At 65.4% G+C, this 25207-nt stretch carries 24 protein-coding genes; 13 read left to right on the top strand and 11 right to left on the bottom strand.

Features of this window, described 5'->3' with window-relative positions; genetic code table 11:
* From G3N58_RS28920 to G3N58_RS28930, 3 genes are all read left to right on the top strand, one after another.
* Positions 1–571 (top strand): chemotaxis protein CheB (locus G3N58_RS28920; RefSeq protein ID WP_277396993.1); only part of this gene is annotated, 571 nt, incomplete at its 5' end.
* Between the two features lie 35 nt (positions 572–606).
* On the top strand, positions 607–1734 hold the full coding sequence (locus G3N58_RS28925) for a diguanylate cyclase (RefSeq protein WP_206000894.1): 1128 nt from the start codon (positions 607–609) through the stop codon (positions 1732–1734).
* Positions 1735–1915: 181 nt separating this feature from the next.
* Positions 1916–2341, top strand: a complete 426-nt coding sequence (locus G3N58_RS28930; RefSeq protein ID WP_206000895.1) for an HIT family protein — start codon at positions 1916–1918, stop codon at positions 2339–2341.
* 288 nt (positions 2342–2629) lie between these two features.
* Here G3N58_RS28930 and G3N58_RS28935 read toward each other — a convergent pair whose 3' ends face one another.
* Positions 2630–2812: a hypothetical protein gene (locus tag G3N58_RS28935; RefSeq protein ID WP_167050061.1), complete on the bottom strand. Its 183-nt coding sequence runs from the start codon at positions 2810–2812 to the stop codon at positions 2630–2632.
* A gap of 322 nt (positions 2813–3134) precedes the next feature.
* Between G3N58_RS28935 and speG the strand changes: the two genes are divergently transcribed.
* Complete coding sequence (gene speG, locus G3N58_RS28940) at positions 3135–3677, top strand: spermidine N1-acetyltransferase (RefSeq protein WP_206000896.1); 543 nt, start codon at positions 3135–3137, stop codon at positions 3675–3677.
* A gap of 432 nt (positions 3678–4109) precedes the next feature.
* The gene (locus G3N58_RS28945; protein WP_167050065.1) at positions 4110–4448 is read left to right on the top strand and encodes a hypothetical protein; all 339 of its coding nucleotides are present in this window, start codon (positions 4110–4112) and stop codon (positions 4446–4448) included.
* Positions 4449–4740: 292 nt separating this feature from the next.
* Here G3N58_RS28945 and araH read toward each other — a convergent pair whose 3' ends face one another.
* The 4 genes from araH to G3N58_RS28965 all read right to left on the bottom strand — a co-directional run bounded on the left by araH (position 4741) and on the right by G3N58_RS28965 (position 10277).
* Positions 4741–5745 carry an L-arabinose ABC transporter permease AraH gene (araH, locus tag G3N58_RS28950; RefSeq protein ID WP_167050068.1) on the bottom strand — a complete coding sequence of 335 codons (1005 nt, stop codon included), beginning with the start codon at positions 5743–5745 and terminating at the stop codon, positions 4741–4743.
* 164 nt (positions 5746–5909) lie between these two features.
* Positions 5910–7457, bottom strand: coding sequence for an L-arabinose ABC transporter ATP-binding protein AraG (gene araG / locus G3N58_RS28955; RefSeq protein WP_167050070.1), 1548 nt, complete (start codon positions 7455–7457; stop codon positions 5910–5912).
* Between the two features lie 170 nt (positions 7458–7627).
* A complete protein-coding gene (locus tag G3N58_RS28960; protein WP_167050072.1) occupies positions 7628–8632 on the bottom strand; it encodes an arabinose ABC transporter substrate-binding protein in 1005 nt (334 codons plus the stop codon).
* A 196-nt stretch (positions 8633–8828) separates the two neighbouring features.
* Complete coding sequence (locus G3N58_RS28965; RefSeq protein ID WP_206000897.1) at positions 8829–10277, bottom strand: aldehyde dehydrogenase family protein; 1449 nt, start codon at positions 10275–10277, stop codon at positions 8829–8831.
* Positions 10278–10505: 228 nt separating this feature from the next.
* Between G3N58_RS28965 and G3N58_RS28970 the strand changes: the two genes are divergently transcribed.
* Both G3N58_RS28970 and G3N58_RS28975 read left to right on the top strand, forming a co-directional pair.
* Entirely contained in the window at positions 10506–11483 is a 978-nt protein-coding gene (locus G3N58_RS28970; RefSeq protein ID WP_167050076.1) for a LysR family transcriptional regulator, read from the top strand.
* A 142-nt stretch (positions 11484–11625) separates the two neighbouring features.
* Positions 11626–12180 (top strand): YaeQ family protein, encoded by a 555-nt coding sequence (locus G3N58_RS28975; protein WP_167050078.1) that lies wholly within the window; start codon positions 11626–11628, stop codon positions 12178–12180.
* Positions 12181–12256: 76 nt separating this feature from the next.
* Here G3N58_RS28975 and G3N58_RS28980 read toward each other — a convergent pair whose 3' ends face one another.
* Positions 12257–12682: a VOC family protein gene (locus G3N58_RS28980; protein WP_206000898.1), complete on the bottom strand. Its 426-nt coding sequence runs from the start codon at positions 12680–12682 to the stop codon at positions 12257–12259.
* 443 nt (positions 12683–13125) lie between these two features.
* Between G3N58_RS28980 and ada the strand changes: the two genes are divergently transcribed.
* The 4 genes from ada to G3N58_RS29000 all read left to right on the top strand — a co-directional run bounded on the left by ada (position 13126) and on the right by G3N58_RS29000 (position 17967).
* Positions 13126–14340: a bifunctional DNA-binding transcriptional regulator/O6-methylguanine-DNA methyltransferase Ada gene (ada, locus tag G3N58_RS28985; protein WP_241017272.1), complete on the top strand. Its 1215-nt coding sequence runs from the start codon at positions 13126–13128 to the stop codon at positions 14338–14340.
* Positions 14337–15254, top strand: coding sequence for a DNA-3-methyladenine glycosylase (locus tag G3N58_RS28990; protein WP_206000899.1), 918 nt, complete (start codon positions 14337–14339; stop codon positions 15252–15254). Before ada ends, G3N58_RS28990 begins: the two co-directional genes overlap by 4 nt.
* Before the next feature lie 318 nt (positions 15255–15572).
* Entirely contained in the window at positions 15573–17189 is a 1617-nt protein-coding gene (gshA, locus tag G3N58_RS28995) for a glutamate--cysteine ligase (protein ID WP_167050084.1), read from the top strand.
* Positions 17190–17460: 271 nt separating this feature from the next.
* On the top strand, positions 17461–17967 hold the full coding sequence (locus tag G3N58_RS29000) for a hypothetical protein (protein ID WP_205988641.1): 507 nt from the start codon (positions 17461–17463) through the stop codon (positions 17965–17967).
* 128 nt (positions 17968–18095) lie between these two features.
* Here G3N58_RS29000 and G3N58_RS29005 read toward each other — a convergent pair whose 3' ends face one another.
* Together G3N58_RS29005 and G3N58_RS29010 are read right to left on the bottom strand one after the other, a co-directional pair.
* Positions 18096–19658 carry a DHA2 family efflux MFS transporter permease subunit gene (locus tag G3N58_RS29005; protein ID WP_167285631.1) on the bottom strand — a complete coding sequence of 521 codons (1563 nt, stop codon included), beginning with the start codon at positions 19656–19658 and terminating at the stop codon, positions 18096–18098.
* Positions 19659–19837: 179 nt separating this feature from the next.
* The gene (locus tag G3N58_RS29010) at positions 19838–20344 is read right to left on the bottom strand and encodes a MarR family transcriptional regulator (RefSeq protein WP_206000900.1); all 507 of its coding nucleotides are present in this window, start codon (positions 20342–20344) and stop codon (positions 19838–19840) included.
* A 255-nt stretch (positions 20345–20599) separates the two neighbouring features.
* On the opposite strand from G3N58_RS29010, the gene G3N58_RS29015 reads away from it, so the two are divergent.
* On the top strand, positions 20600–20986 hold the full coding sequence (locus G3N58_RS29015) for a hypothetical protein (protein WP_167285630.1): 387 nt from the start codon (positions 20600–20602) through the stop codon (positions 20984–20986).
* 290 nt (positions 20987–21276) lie between these two features.
* Positions 21277–22926 (top strand): efflux transporter outer membrane subunit, encoded by a 1650-nt coding sequence (locus G3N58_RS29020; RefSeq protein WP_167285629.1) that lies wholly within the window; start codon positions 21277–21279, stop codon positions 22924–22926.
* A 171-nt stretch (positions 22927–23097) separates the two neighbouring features.
* Here the strand turns inward: G3N58_RS29020 and G3N58_RS29025 are convergent, their stop codons facing one another.
* The 3 genes from G3N58_RS29025 to gspL form a co-directional block, all read right to left on the bottom strand.
* Positions 23098–23877: a type II secretion system protein N gene (locus G3N58_RS29025; protein ID WP_206000901.1), complete on the bottom strand. Its 780-nt coding sequence runs from the start codon at positions 23875–23877 to the stop codon at positions 23098–23100.
* A 28-nt stretch (positions 23878–23905) separates the two neighbouring features.
* Positions 23906–24409: a type II secretion system protein M gene (locus G3N58_RS29030; protein WP_167050096.1), complete on the bottom strand. Its 504-nt coding sequence runs from the start codon at positions 24407–24409 to the stop codon at positions 23906–23908.
* On the bottom strand, positions 24406–25207 hold an 802-nt coding region (gene gspL, locus G3N58_RS29035), incomplete at its 5' end, for a type II secretion system protein GspL (protein ID WP_241017273.1). The genes gspL and G3N58_RS29030, both read right to left, overlap by 4 nt.

A 25207-nucleotide genomic window follows, 5' to 3' on the forward strand; every position in this document is an offset into this window, starting at 1 on the left:
CGCGATCGGCGCCTCGGCGGGCGGGCCGGCCGCGCTCGCGACCCTGCTCGGCGGTCTGCCGAAGGACTTCGGCGCCGCGCTCGTGATCGTGCAGCACGTGGACGCCGCGTTCGCCGCGGGCATGGCGGACTGGCTCAACCAGCAGTCGGCGCTGCCGGTGCGCATCGCGCGCGAAGGCGACCGGCCGCAGGCAGGCGTCGTGCTGCTCGCCGCCACCGACGACCATCTGCATCTGAAGCTGCCGAACATGCTCGGCTACACGCGCGTGCCCGAGGAAACGCCGTACCGCCCTTCCGTCGACGTGTTCTTTCACAGCGTGGTGGCGCGCTGGCCCGCGCGCGCGGTCGGCGTGCTGCTGACCGGCATGGGCCGCGACGGCGCGATCGGCCTGAAGGCGATGCGCACCAAGGGTCATTACACGATCGCGCAAAACGAGGCCACGAGCGCCGTGTACGGCATGCCGAAGGCGGCCGCCGCGCTCGACGCCGCCGCCGCGATCCTGCCGTTGCCGCGCATCGCCGACGCGCTCGTGGCCGCCATCGGCGAGCGCGAGGCCCCCTTTGCACATTGACGTGGATTTCCCGATATTCATTCTGGCTGAACGACATGGACACGCCTAAACCGCCCCAGAACGCCGCTGCGCAGCATGCCGCAGACGAAGCGAACACACCGGCACAGGCACCGGCACACGCGCTCGACGTGGAAGATGCGCCCAGCCTCGCCATCGACGACGCGCTCGCGCGCATCCTCGCCAACCCGCCCGCGGCCGAGTGCCCGATCATGGTGCTGCTCGTCGACGACCAGGCGATCATCGCCGAGGCGGTGCGCCTCGCGCTCGCCGGCGAGCCCGGCGTCGACTTTCACTACTGCGCGTCGCCGGAAGAGGCGGTGCAGTGCGCCGAGACCACCCGCGCCACGGTGATCCTGCAGGATCTCGTGATGCCGGGCACGGACGGTCTCACGCTGGTACGGCAGTACCGGCAGAATCCGGCCACGCGCGACATGCCGATCATCGTGCTGTCGACCAAGGAAGAGCCGCTCGTGAAAAGCGCAGCGTTCGCGGCCGGCGCCAACGATTACCTCGTGAAACTGCCGGATCGCATCGAGCTGATCGCGCGTATCCGCTATCACTCGCGCTCGTATCTGAACCTGCTGCAACGCGACGAGGCGTATCGCGCGCTGCGGCAGTCGCAGCAGCAGTTGCTCGCGACCAATCTGGAACTGCAGCGGCTCACGCATTCGGACGGCCTGACGGGGCTGTCGAACCGGCGCTATCTCGATCAGTACCTCACCGCCGAATGGCGCCGCGGCGCGCGCGACAAAACCGGCCTCGGCTTCCTGATGATCGACGTCGACAACTTCAAGGCCTACAACGACACCTACGGGCACGTCGCCGGCGACGAAGTGCTCAAGAGCGTCGCGCATACGATCGAATCGTGCCTCGGCCGCGCGTCCGATCTCGCGGCGCGCTTCGGCGGCGAAGAGTTCGCGGTGGTGGTGCCGGGCACGTCCGCCGGCGGCTTGCGGCTGCTCGCGGAAAAAATCCGCATCGCGATCGAAGACCTCGCGATTACCCATGCGGGCTCCGCGACGGGCGTCGTGACGATCAGCATCGGCGTGGCGAGCCTCGTGCCGTCGATCGTGCAACCGGTGACGACGCTGATCGAAGCCGCCGACGTCGGCCTGTATCGCGCCAAACGCGACGGCAAGAACCAGGTGGCGACGAGCGGTTGAGCCGGCTTCTCGCCGTCAAGGCGATAGCGTAACAATCGCGGCGGACAATCGACGGAGAACGGGCAAGACCGCGTAAGGAACGCGGCGCCGAAAGCGACGCCCAAAACGGCGCAAAAAAACGCGGCGGCCCCGTTACTATCGACCGGTCACCCCACCCAGTCCAACGAGGAAAGGAAACGCGATGAGCTACGACGACAGCAACCCGTTCGCGAAAATTCTGCGCGGCGAATTACCCTGCATCAAGGTGGCCGAAAGCGACCGTGCTCTGGCCTTTATGGACCTGATGCCGCAGGCCGACGGTCATCTGCTCGTCGTGCCGAAGGAAGCGGTCGCGGAAATTTTCGATCTGTCGGATGCCTCGCTGGTCGCGTCGATGCGCATGGCGCAGAAGCTCGCGATTGCCGTGCGCGCGGCCTTGCGCCCGGACGGCGTGTTCATCGGCCAGTTCAATGGCGCGGCGGCCGGACAAACCGTGCCGCACGTGCATTTCCACGTGATTCCGCGCTGGGAAGGCCATCCGCTGAAAATGCATGCGCGCGAACCCACCGACGCGGACACGCTCGAAGCGCTGGCCAAACGGATTCGCGCGCATTGGCGCGCCGATTGAGGCCGGGCGTGCCCGGCCGGTTAGCCGCCGACGCCATTTGCCGCCCAGACCTGAAGTTGCCACTTAAGTCACATGGGCCATGCAGGTCATGCGCCGTAACATCTGTAAAAGCCGTTGAAACCACCAATAGGCGCGGCGCCGCTAGACTGTCTACTGCCTTGTAACTCAAGGCATTGAGTGTGGATCTCTTTTTTAGCCTGCCTGAGCGGCAGGCTTTTTTTCGGGCGCGCCGGGCAATAGCATGCCCCGGACTTCACGTCCGCTTCATGGTCGATCCACCGCCCAACCTCACAGCCGATGATCGCGCGAACGGCGCAGCGGATGGCGCCAGTCGATGCGCCTCGGCCGCGCATGCAACGGTCGCCCTTCGTGCAGATGACGGTGTTCCTGCCACAGTTCGTCTGAGAAAAGAAACGCGACGATCAGCAGCGGAACCACCAGAAAGATTCCCAATATCAGGTGCTCGCTCACGATAGCCTCCATCACAGGAGCATGATTTCATTGTAGAGCACCGCTTATGCCCGTCAGGCGTCTCGCCGCGCATAAACGCTCGATGCTGGCGGCCGCTGGCGAAACACCGCGCTGCCCTCGCCTGTTCGCGCGGCTTTGCGCCTGGCGCATGCTTTACCGCACGCGGGGCAACGACGCCTTGCATGCGCCCGGCGCCCAGCGCCCGCCGCGAACTCGCCCTCGTTACACGTAGACTAACCGGCATCGACGTGAAAAAAAGACCGCGTTACATGCGCTGCATGCAACGCCGGGATCCGAACCGCTGGCTCTCAAGGGGAATGCCATGACCATCGAACGTAGCCGCGAACTGAGCCTGCGCCCGCTCGAACGCACCGATCTGCGCTTCGTCCACGACGTGAACAACGACGCCAAGATCATGCGGTACTGGTTCGAAGAGCCTTATGAAACCTTCTCCGAACTGAGCCAGCTCTACGACGAGCACGTGCACGATCTGCGCGAGCGGCGCTTCGTCGCGATCGACAACAAGGGGGCGACGGTCGGGCTCGTCGAGCTGATCGAGCTGGACTACATCCATCGGCGCGGCGAGTTTCAGATCATCATCGCGCCGCATGCGCAGGGTCGCGGCTACGCGAGCGTCGCGACCCGCCTCGCGATCGACTATGCGTTTTCGGTTCTGAACATGCGCAAGCTCTACCTGATCGTCGATAAATCGAATGCGGCGGCGATTCACGTTTACGAGAAATGCGGCTTCAGGCACGAGGCCGAATTGATCGAGGAATTTTTCAGCAACGGCCAGTATCACAATGCGCTGCGCATGTGCCTGTTTCAGGCGGATTTCTTCAAATCCGACACGCGTTCGGATTGATTTAGCGAGTGCGGCCAGGCGAGCCGTTGCGCACCTGGCATCGTTTATCTTCTGCACATACACCGTTATTTCGCATGACTGGCTTTGCCCGCCCGATGACTTTGTGTGCGTCGCACAAAATCCGCGCATTCATTTTATTAAATCGCTTAATTGATGCTGCGCGTTTACGCGAATACGCCGTGCAATGCATTACCTGTTAAAGGCGTGCGCACCGTCGATCTTTTAGTTATCCGTTTCATTCCAGCTCGTTCAGGCACCTGCTCAAGGATTAATCAGATGCGGCATGAGGTGCGACAATCCGCCACTGTTGCGACCGCACACAAAATGTGCTTGTCCTTCTTTCCCGTTCTCCTAAAGTACAAGTTGCGGGTCCGCCGTTAAAGTTAAATACATAGCTAACCTGAGCATTCTGACCTGCACCGGAGGAAAAAAATGAAAACTCGAATCGCCGTTGTTTTCGCCATGGCGGGTTTGGCTGCCGCAAGCGTTCAGGCGCAAGACGTCATGATCAAGCCGCAGCAAACGATCCAGTTCAAGGCCAATGCGTATGGCTGCGTGTCGAAGGATAAGCTCGATGCCGCCGACCAGCATGCGCAAGCCGGCGAACAGCAGCAGATGCAGGAATTCTTCTCCGGATTTCAATGCGTATCGACGCCGCAGGATTCCAGTTTCCGGGTCGTGCGCGTGGTCGGCCACGACGTCGAGTTCGTGAATTCCAGCAATAGCGACACCGAAGGACTCTGGGCAAACGACCGGTTTATCAGGCAATAGTCAAAACCCCTGCAATAGGGAGTACCGTTTTTCCGGCAAAAGCCGGAATGCGGATTGACGTGTGCAACTGCCGGTTTTGAAAGCGGGCAGCATGAACACGTGAGCCAAGAAGCGGTCCGGCATCGTGATGCCCGGCCGTTTTTTTATTGCCCTTTGTTTTATTGCCCTTTGCCTACCGAGGATGCAATACGGCGATGCAATAAAAAAAGCCGATGCGGATGATCGATCCGCATCGGCAGCACGCCTTCTCGCAAGCGCAGGGAAAACCGTCAAAGAGCGGAGCAAGCGGGCGTCAGTGCACGCGCTTGCTGCGGCGGAACTGGTCGAACAGCACCGCGAGCAGCAGAATGCCGCCGCGAATCAGGTACTGGTAAAACGTCGGCACGTTCAGCAGGCTCATCGCGTCCTGCACCGAGCCCATGATCAGCACGCCGACCAGCACGCCCGAAATCGTCGCGACACCGCCCGTCAGCGACACGCCGCCGAGCACGCAGGCCGAAATCACGCCGAGTTCGAGCCCGACCGACGTCTTCGGATCGCCGAGGCTCATGCGCGACGCGAGCATCACGCCCGCGAAGCCGGTCACGAGACCTTGCAGCACGAACACGGTGATCTTGATGCGCGTGACCGGCAGCCCCGCGAGCACGGCCGCTTCGCTATTGCCGCCGACGGCCAGCACGTTCTTGCCGAACACGGTTTTCTTCAACAGAAAGCCGAACAGCACGAAGCCGACGATGTTGCTCCAGATCGGATACGAGATGCCGAGGAACGAACCGCCGCCGAGATCGAAGAAGCGCTCTTCGGAAATCATCACCGCGTCGCCGTTCGACGTGATGTAGGCGAGGCCGCGCACGACTTCCATCATCGCGAGCGTGACGATCAGCGAGTTGATCTTGTAGCGCGCGACGAGCGTGCCGTTCACGAGCCCGACCGCGCCGCCCGCGAGCACGCCGGCCACGATGCCGATGAACACGCTATGCGTCGCGGTAATCAGCACGGACGCCACCACGCCCGAAAACGCGACGATCGACGCGACCGACAGATCCACCTCGCCGAGCGCGAGCACGAACATCATCGTGACGGAGATCGAGCCGATCAGCGTGACCGAGAGCAGCAGGCCCTGGATGTTGCGCGTGCTCAGAAAGTCGGGAACCGTGAACGACAGCACCGCGAACAGGATGATGAACACCATCACGATGCCGGATTTGTTGATGAGGTCCCAGGTGCGCGCGGCTCGCGCGGTGAGACCCGTGGCGGCGACGGCGGGGGTCGAGGAATCGGTTGAAGGTGTATTCATGGTGTCTGTTCCATTTCAATGCCGTTTTTCATGCGGTTTTTCGTGCCGTTTTGGCTGCGGTAGTGCGCTTGCAACGGCGCGTTCCGGTTGCGTTCACCGAGTTGGCGAGCGAGCGGGCAAGCAGGGCGTGAAGCAAAGTGAGCCCAGCGCGATCGGCCCGCCGCTCAGCGCGGCAACGCGAGCTTGATCAGCGCATCGGGCGTGGCCTGCGCCTTCGGCAAATCGCCGACGATGCGTCCTTCCTTCATCACGATCACGCGATCGGTCACGCCGATCACTTCGGCAAGATCACTCGACACGACGATGACCGTGCGGCCCGCTTCGGCAAGCCCGTACAGCAGCCCGTAAATCTCGCTGCGCGCGCCGACGTCGATGCCGCGCGTGGGCTCGTCCATCAGGAACACGTCGATCTCTTCCGCGAGCCAGCGCGACAGGATCACCTTCTGCTGATTGCCGCCCGACAGCGTGCCGATCGGCGTGTCGCCGTTGCGCGTCTTGATCGCGAGCTTGCCGATGAACTCGCGCGTGGTCTGCGCTTCCTTGCGGCCGTTGAGCACGTGAAAGCGGCTGAAGTGGCGGCGGCAACTGATGTTGAGGTTGTCCGATACCGACGCGATCGAGACGATGCCTTCCTGCTTGCGATCCTCGGGACACAGCGCAACACCGGCGCGCACCGCGTCGCGCGGCGTCGCGAACTGCACGCGCCGGCCCTTCAGCGCAATCTCGCCGGCGCTCGGTTTCACCGCGCCGTAGATCAGCTTCATCAACTCGGAGCGGCCCGCGCCGACGAGCCCGAAGAAGCCGACGATCTCGCCCTTGCGCGCGGCGAACGAAGCCGGCTCGCGCAGCCCCGGTCCTAGCAGCGCCTTCACGTCGAGTTGCACGTCGCCGAGGTTGCGCGTGCGATAGCCATACACGTCGGTAATCGAGCGGCCGACCATGCAGCTGATCAGCCGGTCGCGATCGAGCTCCGCGCCGGCCTCGAACGTGTCGATGCGGCGGCCGTCGCGAAACACGGTGACGCGATCGCACAGTTCGTACACCTCGTCCATCCGGTGCGTAACGTAGATGATCGCGCGGCCCTCGGCCTTCAGCGCGCGGATGATGCGGAACAGCTGCGTCGTTTCGCGCGACGACAACGAACTGGTCGGCTCGTCGAAGGCGATCACGCGCGCGTCGCGCATCAGCGCCTTGCCGATCTCGATCATCTGCCGCTGGCCGATCGACAGATGCTTGACCTGCTGCGACGGGTCGATCTTTTCGCCGAGCCGTTCGAGCTCGCGCATCGCGCGTGCGACGAGCGCCTTTTCGTCGAGGATACCGAAGCGATTCGGCAACGCGCCGAGCATCAGGTTTTCGGCGACGGTCAGCTCCGGCACCAGATGCAGTTCCTGATAGATGATCGCGATGCCCGCCGCGATCGCTGCTTTGGTCGTCGCAAACTGCTGCTCGACGCCGTCGAGCGACAGCGTGCCCGCGACCGGATGATTGACGCCGGACAGCACCTTCAGCAGCGTCGATTTGCCCGCGCCGTTTTCGCCCATCAGGCCGTGCACTTCGCCGCGCCGTACTTCGAGCGAGACCTGGTCGAGCGCGAGCACGCCCGGAAAGCGCACGGTGATGCCGTCGAGTTGCAGATAAGGGTCGCCGGAAGCGGGCGAGGGCGCGAGCGCCGCCGCGCCGTCGTGGGACCCGGTGGAGAAGGACGTCATCGAGAAACCTCAAACGGGTGGAACCTGCGCGGGCCACCTCGCGCTCGTGCGGCTAAACACATGAACGCATGAACATACGAGCGCGATGCGGCCCGCCACGGCGGCGAGAAACCTCGCTTAAATGCCGGTGAAATACTGCGAGCCCAATGCCGCGAGTTAAATGCCGCGCCTCAAATACCAAGCTCCTTGCGCACGTCCAGCCAGTTGTCGCGCACCATCAGCTTGCCGGTGGTCTGCGTGTCGGCGGGCGGCTGCTTGCCGTCCTTGATCCACTCGACGAGGTTCTCGGTGCTCTCCTTGCCGTGGTTCGTCGAACTCACGGCGATCGTGCCGTAGAAGCCGGTCGGCTCCTTCTTCTGGAACTCGGCGAATGCTTCGCCCGCACCGTTGATGCCGACGCCGATCACGTCCGCGGCCGGAATATGCAGCTGCTCGGTCGCGCGCACGCCGCCGAGCACGCTTTCCTCGTTGAGCGCGAAGATCACCCACTTCTTGATGTTCGGATGCTGTGCGAGCACCGGCGATACCGCGTTGAAGCCGCCTTCGTCGTCGGTCGTTTTCTGCGGCGCGTCGAAAATGTTTTCCTTCCTGAAGCCGCCCGCGAGCAGCGACTGCGTCGCGCCGTCGGTGCGCAGTTTCGCGGTCGGCAGTTCGTAGTCGGTGATGCGCAGCGCGCCGACTTCCTCGGGCTTCCAGCCGCGGCGCTTCATTTCGTCGCTGATCGCCTGGCCCACCTGATTGCCGATCTTGAACGCGGACATGCCGAGGTGCGGCACGTTCGCGAGCGGCTTGCCGGTCGAGTCGACCAGTTGATCGTCGACGGTCACGAACTTCATGTTGTAGCGCTTCGCGCGCGCCTGGATCGCCGGTCCGAGACGCACGTCGGGCGCACAGATCACGAAGCCCTTGGCGCCCTGCGCGCCGAGGTTGTCGATCGCGGCCAGCACTTTTTCGCCATCCGGCGTGCCGATGTTGACGACCGAGAAGCCGTCCTTCTGACCGAGCGCGGTCGCGGCCTTCTGTTCGTTGATGAACCACGCCTGTTCCGGCATCTTCACGAGGAAGCCGACCTTGAGCGGCTCATCGGCGCGTGCGGACAGTTGCGCGGCAAACGGCGCGGCGAGGGCCGCTGCGGCCATCGCGGTCAGGGTCAAACGGCGAAGCTTGCTGGTCATCTTTGTCTCCTGAGGTTGAAAAGCTGCATTGATGTCGTGTAATTGCAGCAGGGCAGTGCGCGGCGGCCTCAGCCGTCGCGCGAATCTGGGTGCGGGCGCGGGCGAGGTTGCGGACGAAAGCGCGAGCGGTGCATGAAGCGCTGCGCGAACCGATGCGCGCAACCGGTGGCGAATGCGTGAGCGCGGCTCATGGCGCTCAGCCCGCCACGTAGGCCGTTTTCACGGCCGTCCAGAACGCCGCGTCGGTCGCGCCATAGGCCGAGGCCTTGCGCCCGCCGCCGGGTCCGTGATGCTCGACGGCGGTGGTCGGCAGATTGATCGTCACGAGCCCGCTCTGCACATGGCGGCGAAAATGCCGCGCGCGTTCGAGCGAGCGGGTGCAGATGCCGGCGCACAAACCATAGGCGGTGTCGTTCGCGAGATAGAGCGCGTGCTCGTAGTCGTCGGCGCGCAGCACGACCGCGAGCGGCCCGAAAATCTCGTCGCGGGCGATGCGGTGCTCCGCCTCGCCGATAAACAGCGCGGGTTCGAAGAAATAGCCGCGCGTCGCGCGCTCCAGAGGCCGGCCGCCGTGCAGCAGTTGCGCGCCGTCCTGCTCGCCGATGCGCACGTAGTCGAGATTGCGTTCGAGCTGCGCCGCGTTCGCGACCGGACCGATGTCGGTGCCGTGCTTCAGCGCGTGATCGACGGTGAGTCTGGCGAGCTTCGCCTGCAACGCGTCGACGAACGGCGCGAACACCGCGCGCTCGACGATGAGCCGCGCCGACGCCGTGCCGCGCTGGCCCGTCGCGCTATAGGCGCCGGTCAGCGCCGCCTCGACCGCGCCGTCGAGATCGGCGTCGGCGAGCACGACGAACGGATTCTTGCCGCCCATTTCGAGCTGCACGCGTGCCTGGCGCGCGGCGGCCGCCTGCAGCACGCGCGTGCCGGTTTCGGTCGAGCCCGTGAAGCTGATCGCCGCGACGAGCGGATGCCCGACGATGCGCGCGCCGACCTTGCGGCCGCTGCCCATCACGAGGTTGAACACGCCGGCCGGCAAACCCGCGCGGCTGATGATCGAGGCCAAGGCCGCCGCGCAGGCCGGCGCCGATTCGGCCGGCTTGTAGACGACGCAGTTGCCGTGCGCGAGCGCGGCGCCGATCTTGGCCGCGGCGATCGCGAGCGGCGCGCTCCACGGCGCGATGATGCCGACCACGCCGAGCGGCTCACGCGTCATGTCGATCTCGACGCCGGCGCGCGCCGACGCGAGCGGCTCGGCGAATGCTCGCAACGCCTCGGCCGCGAACAGCTTGAAGAGCTGGCCCGCGCGCGTCGCTTCGGCGAGCGCTTCGGGCAACACCTTGCCGATTTCGCGCGCCAGCAGGCGCCCCAGTTCGTCGCGGCGCGCGAGCATTTCGCTGCCGATCGCGTCGAGCGCGTCCGCGCGGCGCTGCGCCGACGCGAGCGACCAGTCGCGAAACGCCGCGTGCGCGGCCTCGATCGCGCTGTCGGTCTGCCGCACGTCGGCCCGCGCGTATTCGCCGACCGGGTCGCCCAGGTCCGACGGATTGAACGACATGCCCGCGGTCGCGCCGGTCTCCCATCCACCATTGATGTAATGGCGAAACGGGCTGGCAACGAGCGGGACGAGCGGATCGCGGTTCATCGACGGAAACGGCGTGGCATGGAAAAAGGCGGCAAGCGCGGGCGAAGCTCACAAAGTCCACGAATGGTATGAGCGGCCGCCATAACTTTCCAATCCCTTTTTAGGTCTCTCCGATATCAGTTTCGATATGGCATCATGGCGCCCTGAAGCGCGGCGACCGGCCGCCGTCACCACGACGGGCGGTTCGGAGCAGAAAGCCGCGCCATGAAAACGAGAGGAGACAACGCGATGACGCGTAGCTATTCGAACTGGTTCGTGCGGGCGCGGCTCAAGACGCGCCAGCTGCTGCTGCTCGCGGCAATGGAGGAAGAGGGCAACGTGCGGCGCGCGGCCGACGTGCTCGGCATGACGCAGCCGGCCGCGTCGCGGCTGCTCAAGGAACTCGAGGACATGCTCGAAGTGAGCCTGTTCGACCGCACGCCGCACGGCATGCACGCAACGCTCTACGGCGAGGTGATGATCCGCCACGCGCGCATGGTGCTGTCGAACCTGAGCCAGGCGCACGACGAAATCTCGGCGCTGCGCTCGGGGCTCGCGGGCCAGGTGCGCATCGGCGTGATCGCGGCCGCCGCCGCGGCGATGGTGCCGCGTGCGATCGCGAACGTGAAGGAGCGCTATCCGCAATTGCAGATCTGGGCCGACATCGAGACCTCGGACGTGATGCTGCCGCGCCTCGCCGAAGGCGATCTCGACATCATGGTCGGCCGCGTGCTCGAACGGCAGAACCAGCTCAAGACCGACGTGCGCTACGAGCCGCTCGCCGACGAACCGCTCTGCGTGGTCGCCCGGCCCGGCCATCCTCTCGAAAATGAGACAGGTTTGACATTGCGCGGAATCGTCAACGCGAGCTGGGTTCTGCATCCGCCGGGCAGCGTGCTGCGCCACCGCTTCGATCTGATGTTTTCGCAGATCGGCCTGAATCCGCCGCAAAATGTCGTCAATACGAACAATTTTCTGGCTATTTCGAGCCTGCTCCTGCAAAGCGACATGTTGGCGGTTTTACCTGAGGAAGTGGCGCGTCAATACCAACAGTACGGCGTATTGAAACGGGTACCGATCGATTTACCGTACAGGATGGATACATTCGGTATCATCACGCGCCAGTCGCATCTGCTGGCGCCAGCCGCCGTGATCGTACTCGACGCCTTGCGGGACGCGGCTCGCGAGGTCTACGGCGCGCCGCTGGAGCCCGTGGTGGCCCGATAAATGCTCCTTCCGTCGTCATAGGCACCGGCTGACGGCGCGGGAGGAACACGCGATGCATGGCAAATACGACAGACGGCAACGCGCCGTCGACGATTCTTTTTCCGTTCGCTCCGGTGGAGCGAGCGCCTGGTTCAGCAACGGCATGGCTCTCAAATCGACGATTTACAAGGCGGAACTGCAGATCGCGGACATGGACCGGCACTATTACGCCGACCATTCGCTGACGATCGCCCGTCACCCCTCGGAAACCGACGACCGGATGATGGTCCGCGTCGCGGCGTTCGCGCTGTTCGCGCAGGAACGGCTCGAGTTCTGCAAAGGCTTGTCGGATGTCGACGAGCCGGACTTGTGGCAGAAAGACCTCACCGGCGCGATCGAAACGTGGATCGAGGTCGGCCAGCCCGACGAGCGGCGCATCGCGAAGGCGAGCGGCCGCGCCAATCACGTAGTCGTGATCGCGTACGGCGGCCGGACCTCGGACATCTGGTGGCAGGGCGTGCGCAACAAGGTCGAGCGTCTGCGCAACGTGACGGTGTGGACGCTCGGCGAGGACGTCGCGGCATCGCTCGGCTCGCTCGCCGAACGCACGATGCGTCTGCAATGCACGGTACAGGATGGTGAAGCGTGGCTCGGCAGCGCCGAGGCCGACGCGGTGAAAATCGACTGGACGGTGTTGAAGGCGCCTGCCGACGCCTGAGTTCTACGCGAAGCCGGCCGCCGGCCTGACCGGCCAACGTCGCTCGCGGTGGCCCCGAGCGCCCCCTGGCCGAAGCTCAGAGCGACGTCACCCGCGCCGCGTCCGGCGGCCCCTTCAGTTCGACCATATTGCCTTCCGGGTCGAACAGATACAGCGACGGTCCGAAGCCGTCCGCGCCATAACGCACCCCTTGTTCGCCGATCCGCGTGCCATGCGCGGCCAGATGCGCCGTGAGCGCTGCGGCGTCGAACGATTCGATCCGCAGGCACAGGTGATCCAGATTGCGTCCCGTGCCCGGCATACCGTTTTCCGCGCGATCGAGCTTTGCGCCGACCTGCAGCAGATCGATCAGCGAACGTCCCGCGCGCAATTGCGTAAGACCCAGCTCGCGCTGCTCCTTTTCGAGACTGCAGCCGAGCACGTCGCAGTAAAAACGCGCGAGCGTCTCGACGTTCGTCGCCCGGATCACGACGTGGTCGATCTCGCGAATATGGATTTTCATCTCGGACACCCTCTTGCCGGTTCGGAGAACCAATGAGCGAAGTGTAGGAGAAAGGACCGCGCGGCGGGATCGAGGGAGGGGAAGGGAAAAACGACGGGCAAAAAAAAGCCCGCTCGATTGGAGCGGGCTGAATCCATATCAGGAGGAGACATGGAGGAGACAGGTACTAATATACACATCGGGTTGATGCGACGCAATAACTTTTTAAGGGAAAACCCGGTATCGGGCCAAATTGTCGCGATTTGAGGCAAAACGCCCGCCTGGAGCGGGTTTACAGGTGAGTTGAAAGCGTCTGAAAGGAGATTCGGCGGGTTTTGACCCCGTTACGAGTAGGGAAAAGCGGGCTGCAATGACAGAGCAAGAACCGGAGCGTAGTGTGTCGCCATCGGACCTACATTGATGAGCATCGACATTGCCTGCCCATCAGGGACCACGGAACGATCATGAACGCCAACCGCCATTCCGCCGCAATCCGCACCGCCGCCGGCGAGGAATCCAACGCCACCCGCTGGCTCACCGACGACGACCGCTGGGCCGCCGTCACCCGTCGCGAGCGCGAAGCCGACGGCGTCTTCTTCTACGCGGTCAGGACGACCGGCGTGTTCTGCCGGCCGTCGTGCGCGTCGCGCCAGCCACGTCGCGAGAACGTCGCCTTCTTCACCGATGCCGCCGCCGCGCGCGCCGTGGGCTTCCGCGATTGCAAGCGCTGCCAGCCCGGCGGCCTGCCGCGCGAACTCGACATCGTGAATCGCGCGTGCGCCGCGCTCGACGCGGATCCGCAGCAGCGCCTCACGCTCGCGCAACTGAGTGACGCCGTGCACGTGAGCCCGTTCCACCTGCAACGCCTCTTCAAGCGCGTGGTCGGCGTGTCGCCGCGCCAGTACCAGGCCGCGCAGCGCGGGGCCGCGTTGCGCGATGCGCTGAAGGGCGGCGCCGACGTCACGCGCGCGACGCTCGACGCCGGCTTCGGCTCGCCGTCGCGGATGTACGACAGCGCGCCGGCCGAACTCGGCATGGCGCCGTCCGCGTATCGCCGCAAGGGCGCGGGGCTCACGGTCCGCTACGCGAGCGCGCCGACCCCGCTTGGCTTCGTGCTCGTCGCCGCGACCGACAAAGGCATCTGCAAGATCGGTTTCGGCGACGACCCCGCGCCGCTCATCGACGAACTGCGCGGCGAATTCGCCAACGCGGCGCTCTGCGAAGACGCCGCCGGGCTCGCGCCGTTCGTCGCGCAGATCGACGCGTATCTGCGCGGCACCCGCCAGGACGTCGACCTGCCGCTCGACATCGCCTCGACCGCGTTCAAGCAGCGCGTGTGGGACGCGCTGCGGCGCATTCCGTACGGCGAAACGCGCAGCTATTCGCAAATCGCCGAGGCGGTCGGCTCGCCACGCGCCGTGCGCGCGGTGGCGAGCGCGTGCGCGACGAATCCGGTCGCGCTTGCGATTCCCTGCCATCGCGTCGTGCAAAAGGGCGGAGCGCTCGCCGGCTATCGCTGGGGGCTGCCGCGCAAGGCCGCCTTGCTCGACAACGAGGCGCAGCACGCCGGCGACGCGGCGCACGGCGCCAGCGAGGCGGACCACCGCAAAACCGGCCGCGACGACGCGAGCCCGAACCCCGCCAAGACAACAACATCCCGACTGGATCACGCCGCGTGACTACGCATAAGGACGTCGCAACCCTCGAACTGCCCTTCAAACCACCCTTCGACTGGCCGCGCCTGCTGCGCTTTTTCGGCGGTCGCGCGACGCCAGGCGTCGAAGCCGTCGAAGACGGCGCGTATCGCCGCGCGATCGACTGGAACGGCGACGGCGGCACGCTCACTGTGCGTCTGCATCCGCGCAGGCGCTGCATCGTCGCGAGTATCGACGGGCCCGCGAGCCGTCACGCCGACGCGCTCGCCGCGCCGATCGCGAAGATGTTCGACCTGCGCGCCGATCCGAAGCAGATTGCCGCGGGCTTCGCCGCCGATCCGTGGCTCGCGCCGCTCGTCGAGGCGGTGCCCGGCCTGCGCGTGCCGGGCGCATGGTCCGGCTTCGAGCTCGTGGTGCGCGCGATCGTCGGCCAGCAGGTCAGCGTGAAGGCCGCGACGACGATCATCGGACGGCTCGTGCAGCGCGCGGGCGAGCGCATCGAAGCTCATCCGCATGAGAACACCGCGTGGCGTTTCCCGACGCCCGCCGCGCTGGCCGAGGTCGACCTCGCGCAGATCGGCATGCCGGGCAAACGCGTCGCCGCCTTGCAAGGCTTCGCGCGCGCGGTCGCGAGCGGCGAGGTGCCGCTCGACAGCGACACCGTCGACGCCACGAGCCTGCGAGGCGCCTTGCTCGCGCTCGCGGGCATCGGCCCGTGGACCGTCGAGTACGTCGCGATGCGCGCCTGGCGCGACCCCGACGCGTGGCCCGCGTCGGACCTCGTGCTGATGCAGGCAATCTGCGCGCGCGATCCGTCGCTCGTGCGCCCCGCGCAGCAGCGCAGCCGCACCGATGCGTGGCGGCCATATCGCGCGTACGCGGCGATGCATCTGTGGAACGAGATCGCGGATCGAGCAGGCGCAGCCCGTGGCGGTTGAGTCGACGGCCGTCATGTCGACGGCCAGGTGAGGCGAGGCGACCCGCCGTACGCGGTTTGCGATCGCTGCACGAATAGCGTCACGCAACATGCAGCAGCGAGTTGCGTCGCCGGAACAGCAGATGCGGCGCGCCGGCAAGCAGCGCGCGCATCCCGCCGAAGTGGCCGCAAGCAGCCGTTCTGGCGAGATGTTAAAGTGCCCGCTACTGAAAATTCCGCCGAACGTTGTCGCCGCACCGTACCGCCGTATCGCCAGCGAAACATCAGGTGATAATCAGGCCAGGCGGTACGCTGCGGCGGCAACGCGCGACTCGCATCAATGCCAAACACGAAACCTTCCCGCACGACCGATGCGTTCTCGCACCGCCTGTCCGTGCTGACCTCGAGCCCGCAACGCGAGGCGCTGATACGCGGCCTGCGCGGCATCGAAAAGGAAAGCCTGCGCGTCACGCACGACGGCCAGCTCGCGATGACGCAGCATCCGCGCGCGCTCGGCTCGGCGCTCACGCATCCTTCGCTGACCACGGACTACTCCGAAGCGCTGCTCGAACTGATTACGCCGGCCGAACAGGACGTTGCCGACACGCTCGCAAAACTCGACACGCTGCATCGTTTCGTCTATGCCGAACTCGGCGGCGAGATCCTCTGGAACAACTCGATGCCGGGCCTCCTGCCCGCCGCCGACGAGGGCATTCCGATCGCGCACTACGGCAGCTCGAACATCGGCAGGCTCAAGTACGTGTATCGCGTCGGCCTCGCGCTGCGGTATGGCCGCGCGATGCAGTGCATCGCAGGCATCCACTACAACTATTCGCTGAACGAAGAAGTATGGCGGCAGCTGCATGCGGATCAGCAGTCCACCGCGAACGCCGTCGATTTCCAGTCCGAGCGCTACCTCGCGCTGATCCGCAATTTCCGCCGCACGAACTGGCTGCTGATGTATCTGTTCGGCGCGTCGCCGGCGCTCGATCGCCGCTTCCTGCGCGATCGCCCGCACGCGCTCGACAGCTTCGACGCCGACACGCTGTATCGCCCGTACGCAACAAGCCTGCGCATGAGCGACCTCGGCTATTCGAACACCACCGCGCAAGCCGCGCTGCACGCCGACTACGACACGCTGCCCGGCTATCTCGACGCGCTCGCGAAAGCGGTGAGCCAGCCCTATCCGGCCTACGAGCAGATCGGCACGCAACGCGACGGCGAGTGGGTGCAGATCAACACCAACGTGCTGCAGATCGAAAACGAGTTCTATTCGACGATTCGTCCGAAGCGCGTCACGTATCCGGGCGAGCGGCCGCTGCACGCGCTCGCCGCGCGCGGCGTGCAATACGTCGAAGTGCGCTGCATGGATATCGATCCGTTCGAGCCGACCGGTATTTCATTGGAGACGTCGCGCTTTCTCGACGCCTATCTGCTCGTCTGTGCACTCGAGGACAGCGCGCCGTTGCCGCCGCCCGCCTATGCCGAAGCGAACCAGAACTTCGGCCGCGTGACGATGGAAGGCCGCAAGCCCGGCCTCGAACTGATCCGCGACGGCAAGACCGTTGCGATGACCGATTGGGCCGACGAACTGCTCGCGAAGATCGACGCGGCCGCGGCCGCGCTCGACACGCTGCAGGGCGGCGACGCGCATGCGCGCGCCGTGGCCGCGCAACGCGCGAAACTCGCGGACGCGTCGCTGACGCCGTCGGCGCGCGTGCTGCAAACGATGCGCGACAGGCAGCAGAGCTTTATCGCGTTCGGTCTCGAACAGAGCGAGGCACATGCCGCGTATTTCCGCTCGCGTCCGCTCGATGCCGCGAAGGCGAAAGAGTTCGCCGACCTCGCGGTACAATCGCTCGACGAACAGGCGAAGCTCGAACGCGAAGAAGTCGGTTCGTTCGATGCGTTCGTCGCTGCTTATCGGGCGTATACGCTCAATCGTTTTAGCGTCTGAACGACGCGCAACTGATGTGAAGAAAGAGAAAGCGGCCCACGTGGCCGCTTTTTTGTTCGCCGCGCCATTCGACCCAGGGCATCCTGCAAATGAGCCGCGGGTAGGCTACGAGTAGGCAGCTGGTAGGCTTTACGCACGACACTTGCGGTTCGCGCCACCGATCGGCAAATTCTCCGCGCGCGCCAACGATTCTCCGAGGCGCATGAAACACCGCCCCGGCGTTGCGGTCCAAAGTGGTATGACACGCTCCGCAGCGGGAGGTACCAACGTGATGAGCAAATGTCTGTGGGCCGCGCTGTGTCTGGTGGCGACGGCGGGATGTTCGACGCAGGGCCAGGTCGATCCGGACGTCATGCAGATCGCGACCACACCGCTGACGTGTTCGAGCCGGACCGAATGCGATCTCTGGTGGCAACGTGCGCAGTCATGGGTAGCGAGTCATTCGAAGTACAAGATCGAAACCGCAACCGATTCGCTGATCCAGACCACCGGCCCCGATGGCGGCAAGCGCGCACTCGCGTATCAGATCACGCGCACCGCGAATCCGGATGGCACCGCGACCATCGGCTTCTCCGCGCATTGCGACGGCGCATTGGGATGCAAGCCGAACCCGTGGCAAGCGGGCGCCGATTTCAAGCAGTACGTGAGAGGCGCGAGTGCTGAAGCGCCGCAGGGTGGAGCAAAGCCCGCGCAATCGCCAGAGCCTGCCGCGATGCATCCGGAAGCAATGCCGGAAAAGCCGCCGGCGACGCCAAACGGCGAGGCGATGTCGCAGTAGTGCGCGGGGCGTGCGTCGCAGTGATCGCACAGGTACGCCCCGCACATCAACAACACGTTACGCCGATGCGAACGACACGCCGCGCTCGAGCTTCGGCATGCGCGCTCGCCGCATCGGCGTGCAACGGCTCAATGCCCCATCGAAGGCCCCGCGCCCTTGCGCGGCTTCGTGATCCACACCAGCACCGCCAGCACGAGAAACGCCGCGCAGGAAATGCGGAAGAAATCGTTGGTGGCCATCATGTACGCCTGCGAGGTCACCACCTGGTTTAACTGAGCAGTGAGGCTGTCGCCGGAAAGCCCGACGCCCGCGAGCGCATTCGTATAGGCATTGGTATTCGGCGAATACACGTTGACCGTATCGGCGAGCATCGCGTGGTGATAGATCGTGTCGTTCTCCCAGAACGTCGTGCTGATGGCCGTGCCGATCGCGCCCGACAACGTGCGGAAGAAATTCGACAGACCCGACGCGCTCGCGAGCCGTTCGTCGGACACGCTGGAGAGCGTGATCGTCGTCATCGGCACGAAGAAGCACGCCACGCCGATGCCCTGCACGAGCCGCGGCAGAATCACGCCACCGAACGACACGTCGAGCGTGAACGTCGAATTCCAGAACGACACGATCGCGAACACGATAAACGCGAAGCTCGCGACCATGCGCAGATTCAGCCGATGCATGTTCTTGCCGATCATCGGCGAGAGGAACAGCGCGAGCAATCCGACGGGCGCCGTGGCGAGGCCCGCGAGGCCGGCCGTGTAGCCCATTACCGTTTGGAGCCACAGCGGGAAGATCACCACCGAACCGAAGAACGCCATGAAGCCGAATGAGATGATGACGACGCCAAGCGCGAAGTTGCGATCCTTGAAGAGTGACAGATCGACGATCGGCTCCTCCTCCGTCAACTCCCATACGAGCAGGAACGCAATCGACACGAGCGCGATCACCGCGAGCGTCACGATGAACGTCGAATTGAACCAGTCGCGGTCCTTGCCGAGGTCGAGCATCATCTGCAGGCACGACACGCCGGTCACGAGCAGCGCGAGGCCGATCACGTCGATGCGCTGCTGCGTCGTCTTCGTCTCGCGGCCGCGCAGCAGCAGGTACGCGCAAATCGCCGAGAACAGGCCGATCGGCACGTTGATGTAGAAAATCCACGGCCACGTGAAGTTGTCGGTAATGTAGCCGCCCATCACGGGACCGAAGATCGGCGCACAGATCACGGTCATCGCCCAGAGGCCGAGTGCGAGTCCGCGCTTCGCGGGCGGATAGGAGCGCATCAGGATCGTTTGCGAGAGCGGCACCATCGGCCCGGACACGAGCCCTTGCACGAGCCGGAACACGATCAGCGATTCGAAGTTGTGCGCGAAGCCGCAGGCCGCCGACGCGAGCGTAAAGAGCAGCACCGACAGCGTGAACAGCCGCACTTCGCCGACGCGTCGCGCGAGCCAGCCGGTCAGCGGCACGGCAATCGCCGAGGCGACCGAATACGACGAGATCACCCAGGTGCCCTGGCTGGAGGCAACGCCGAGGCTGCCGGAAATGGTCGGCACCGCGACGTTCGCGATCGAGGTGTCGAGCACCTCCATGAAGGTGCCGAGCGCAAGGCCGACGGTCAGCAGGGCAAGCGTGCCGCCCTGTAGCTGGGCGGGTTCGTCGGCAAGCGGCGTAGCATCGGAAGCCGTGGCATCCATAGGTTGTTCTCCTCAGCCGGGAAAGCTTGTCACAGCAGCTTTATCGCGCGCTTCAAACGCGCCGCTTTCATGCCGCATCATCCTCTGCCCAGACAGCTTTCTTCAGGCAATGGCACCTGGGGAAGCGCCGCGTTGCCTTGTTGTTGCGCGCCACCGCCTTGCGGCGATGGGTCTTCAGATCACGCGTCCGGCACATCCGGCTGCGCGGTCAATCCACAACATCCGCCGCCCCCTCCGTCCGGCCCGTTCGCAATGAAGCGGCTGAGCAGATGAATCAGCGTGGCGTGTTCGTCGGCGCTGAAACCGCGCAGCTGCTCGTTGAGCACCGCGACGCCGAGGTCCGGCAATTGCCGCGCGGCGTCATGGCCCTGCGGCGTCAGCTCCAGCTTCACCATGCGCCGGTCGTCGCTGCTGCGCGTGCGCACCACAAAACCTTTCTTTTCAAGACGATCTAGCAGACGCGTCATCGAACCGCTGTCGTACGACATGGCGCGCGACAGCTCGAACGGCGTGCTCGCGCGCCGCGACGACAGCATCAGGATCACGCCGATCTGCTGCGCGGTCAGCCCCAGCGGCTTGACCGCGCGGTCCGTGCGCTCGACCAGCACGTTGCGCGCTTTCGTCAGGTAATAGCCGAGACTCGTCGTGAGATCGGTCTCGTCCGCGTGGTAAGGGCCATCAGCCATGGTGTATCCGCAACATCGACAGGCAGAGGGAAATTTAGCTGCCTAAGCAGGCAAGTCAGATCGCATTTTCAAACGGCTGACCGGCAGAAAAACAACACTCCGGTCGTTCAAGGAGTGCAGTATGTTGAAAACTAATTGCATAGTCAATATTATGTTAAGCAATGAGTTTCGCGCGATACGCGCCTTTCGAGACCATGTTCTGACCGATCGTCCGCACGCCGCGGCTCCGCGACGCGCAAAAACAGGATTTCCCCGATGCTGTACCTCAAAAACACGCTTGGCGGCCTGAGCCGCTCACTGACCGATTCCGCACACAGGAACTTCCAGGGTCCGCACCGCTGGTGGAAGCTCGCGCTGTTCGCAGGACTGTTCGTGCTGCCGGGCGGATCGGTCGGCGTCGCGCTGCTCGCGTGGGTGGAGCATCGGCGGGAAACGAAGCGCGCGAAGAACAAGGCAGCGGCCGTGGACAACCCGGCGATCGTGCTGTCCGTGGAAGCCAGCGCGGCTACGGCAAAAGCCATTGCGGCTCCCGCGGCAAACGCCGCCACGGGCTGCCAGGCGCGCGGCGGTAAGCCGTGCCGGGCCGCAGCCGGCAAGCTGGCGCGGCAAAGACAGGCCAAACCGGCGGAAACGAGGGTTTGATCGTCGGCGCGCGTTCAGTGCGCGCGTCCGCCGCGATTCGACGCGCGACTTTGCCCGCTCGCCACACACGCGCCACCCGGCGCCCGCCGCTCCTCGCCTCACGCGGTAACAACGCGTAACCATCTCAATACCGCAAGTAACACACCTGCGCGTAGCCACGCATTACGCTTTCACCTTTCAGTTTCCCGCGCTCGTGCGGGCTCATACGCTAACATTCCGGCAGACCACGATCTCGCCCGGCCGGTGGCGCCGCTCCGGCCGCACCGCGGCGTCCAGAAGGAATCCATTGCATGCAGTCTGATCGAACCTCGCGCGCGCGGCCGCTTGCGCCGCGCGCTCTGACCCTTGCCGTAAGCGCGGCCTGCGCGATGCTCGTGGCCGCCTGCGCGGTCGGCCCCAACTATCAGCGGCCGGCCACCGAGATCCCGGCGTCGTACAAGGAAGCCGCCCCCGGCTGGAAGGTCGCCGAACCGGCCGATCAGTACGATCGTGGCGACTGGTGGGCCATCTACGAAGACCCGAAGCTCAACGAACTCGAAGACAAGTTGAACGCCGCGAACCAGACCATCGCGCAGTTCGCCGCGAGCTACCGACAGGCGCGCGCGCTGGTCGGCGAGGCGCGTGCCGCGTATTTCCCGACCATCGGCGCGTCGGCGGGCGCGACGCGCTCGGGCAACGGCACGTCGTCGGGCGGTAATTCGACGACGGCGACAAACCGCACCGGCATCAACAACAACTTCAACGTCCAGCTCGACGCCAGCTGGGAGCCGGACCTGTGGGGTTCGGTCACGCGCTCGGTCAACGCGCAGAAGGCCGGCCAGCAGGGCGCCGCCGCCGACCTCGCGAACGCGCGCCTGTCGGCTCAGGCCACGCTCGCGCAAACCTACTTCTCGCTGCGCGCGCTCGACTCCACGCAAAAGCTGCTCGACGACACCGTCGCGGCCTATCAGCGCTCGCTGCAACTCACGCAGAACCAGTACGCGGCCGGCGTCGCCGCGCGCTCGGACGTGATTCAGGCGCAAACGCAATTGCAATCGGCGCAGGCCGCGGCAATCGACAACGGCATCCAGCGCGCCCAGGACGAGCATGCGATCGCAGTGCTGATCGGCATGCCGGCCTCGATGTTCTCGCTGCCGCCGATGCCGCTCACCGCGACGCCACCCGCCGTGCCCGCGCAAATGCCGTCGGCGCTGCTCGAACGGCGGCCGGACATCGCCTCGGCCGAGCGCAAGGCCGCGGCCGCAAACGAGCAGATCGGCGTCGCGATCGCGGCGTTCTTCCCGTCGCTGACGGTATCGGCGACCGGCGGCTTCGAGAACTCAGTGTTCTCGCAGTTGCTGACCTTGCCGTCGCGCTTCTGGACGCTCGGCCCGCAACTCGCCGGGACGATCTTCGACGCCGGCCTGCGCAAGGCGCAAACCGACGCCGCGCGCGCCGCCTACGACGCCGACGTCGCCACCTATCGTCAGACGGTGCTGACCGCGTTCCAGGACGTCGAGGACAACCTCGCGTCGCAGCGCATCCTCGAACAGGAAATCGTCGTGCAGCGGCAGGCGGTCGAGTCGGCCCGCCAGGCGCTCGCGATCGTCACCAACGAGTACAAGGCGGGCACGGTCGGCTTCGTCAACGTGCTGACCGCGCAGACCACCGCGTTCACGGCCGAGCAGAAGCTCGAGAGCATCGCGGGGCAGCGGATGGTGTCGTCGGTGGGGCTGGTGAAGGCGCTCGGCGGCGGCTGGGACGCGTCGCAGATGAATCGTGAGACGGGCGAGGTGGCTGCGCCGGCTCCGTTGCCGGCTGCGGCTGCGGTCACGCCGGGCGCGGCAGCCGCGGCAAGCGGCGCTGCCGTGGCGATGGCCGCCACGCCGGTAGCGCGTAGCGAGATGCCAAACACGGCGCAGAACGGCATGGAGGCGCAACCCCAAGTGCCGGGCAAATAAACGCCACGCCGCTCGCGAACCGCTGAAGCATCAACGAAGAATCAATCGCAAAGCGAAGCAAGAGCAAAGCAGGACCGCAAAAACAGAAGAGGCATGACCGCGCAACGCGGCCATGCCTCTTTTTTTCATCGCGCCGCACGTCCGCAACGCGCACGCATCAGCACACGAAAATCAGTGCACGAAAGCCAGCGCCACCGTATCTGGCCCGCTCGGCCGGCCTAGCAGATTCAGCAGGCCGGCCAGGTTGTCGCGCGCCTCGGGCGCGGCGCTCGCCGTGCCATGAAACGACGTCGAAGCCGCCGACACCGTGCCGCTGCCGTTCAGCATCAGCGGTCCCTTGAGCGTGCTCAGATCGAGCGTCGACGAAGTGCCCTGCGCCTGCAAACGGACCCGATACGAACCGAGCGGCTTGACGAGCGAAATCCGCGAGCTGACGTCGGTCAGCGTCATGGTCAGTTGCCCGAACGCTTCGCCATTGAAGCTGCGCCAGTCCGTCCACGAGAGCTGCACGTCGCCCTGCAGATCGAGCGTATTGAACGGCGCGCCGAGCCCGACGAGCAGCGACGCCGGCACCGCGAGCGCGCCCGGCGTGATGGTTGCACCGCGCGGCGTCGCGTCGACCATGACCGGCTCGGGCATCGCCTCGCTGTGCCGCATGATCATGCGCACGCGTCCCGTGAACAATGGCCAGAACGCCGTATGCCATTCGATCCGGCCAGGCAGCAAGGTGGCCGTGCTCATGTCGGAACCGGCGGCCAGCATCAGTGTGGCCGAGCCGTGCCAAAGCGAGCCTTCCGCGTCGACGAAATTGACGTGGCCGTGGGTCTGCCGCGCAAACTGCGGCGTGATCCAGGCGGCCGGCAGCAAGGCCAGCATCACGGCCGCGGCCGACAACAACGCGACCACGAGCCAGGGCAGCGCGATACGTACGCGCCACATCCAGTAATTCATGCGAAATCCTGTAGCGAACGGCTCATTCTTATTTTGCGGTCGACGGCTGCAACGACACCGTCAGGTCCACCTGGCCGTCGTCCTTCAACGCGGTGATGTGCGCCTCGGCGACCTGCACCTTGAACTGCTTGCGCACGTCGTCGACCCATGTCGTCCAGGCCGGAAACGCGACGTTCTTCATCTGCACCTGCACCGCGTTGCCGATGAACTGCACCTGCGTCGCGGTCAATCCGTGATCGCCGAGCGACGCCGTCAGCGCATCCTTCAAGGCCGCGCCGGTCGGCGCCACGCCCTGAGCGGCCGCCGAGAGCGAACGCGCCTCGTTCGCCTGCGCGGTCATCTGCGCGAGTTGCCGTTGCAGCGCCGGCAGCGATTCCTTGAGGTGCGAGCGGCCGTCCTGCGCCGGCGCCCACAGCACCGACCACGCGACCACCACCGCGAGCACGCCGCCGCCCCACGTCAGCAGCCCCTTTTCGCGATCGGTGCGCTGGTCCCAGAATCCGGCCCATGTTTGAGCGAGTTCAGCTTTCATTGTCCGTTCCTGATGGTCCACTTGCCGGTGTTGCTGTCGATCGCGCCGGTGAGTCCGTTGCGCTCGAGGCGCTTCGCAAAATCGGGATCGACCTTGATCTCCGGTTTGAAGGTCACCTCGAGGCGGTGCTCGTGATAGTCGAGCGCGGCGATGCCGTTGACCGGCAGCGGCGACAGCGAGCGCGCGAGGCCATCGGCGAGCGAGAGGAAATCTTCCGGCGACAGTTCGCCCGCCGCGACACGCAACTGCTGCACCTGGCGCGCCATCTGGTCGGGCGCGTCGAGCACGACCGTCGTCTTCGGGAACGTGTTGAGCAGCAGCTCCGTCATCTGCGTGTTGATCGCGTCGCGCTGGCGCGACAGCATCAGCCACTGCACGTTCGCGCCGATGACCGCGACGACGAGCGCCGCGACCGCGAGCAGGATCGGCAGACGCAGACGCCGGAGCGTCGCGCGATCGAGCCGCCACGGCTGCGAGGCGAACTCGAACTGGCACAGATCGAAGCGACATTCGAGCGCGCGCCGCGCAAGCTGTTCGAACGGCAGCGGACTCGCGCCGTGGACGTGCGCGGCGAGCCGCGCGGGACTCGTCGCGGAAGACCCCGGTTCGTGGCCGGGCACCTCGGTCAGCATATACAGCGACACCGGCGCAGCGCCCGCGAGCGCGGCCAGCGTCGCGTTCACGGCATTGGCCGGCGCCGCAAGCCCTTCGCCTTGCACGCCGCGCGCAATCGCGAGTTCGACGCGCGGCACGCCGCTCTCGACCGCGCCTTCGAGCAGCAGCGCGGGCGCGGTCTGC

Origin of the sequence: Paraburkholderia sp. Ac-20342, from assembly GCF_017104985.1 — a bacterium.
Classification (GTDB): Bacteria; Pseudomonadota; Gammaproteobacteria; order Burkholderiales; family Burkholderiaceae; genus Paraburkholderia.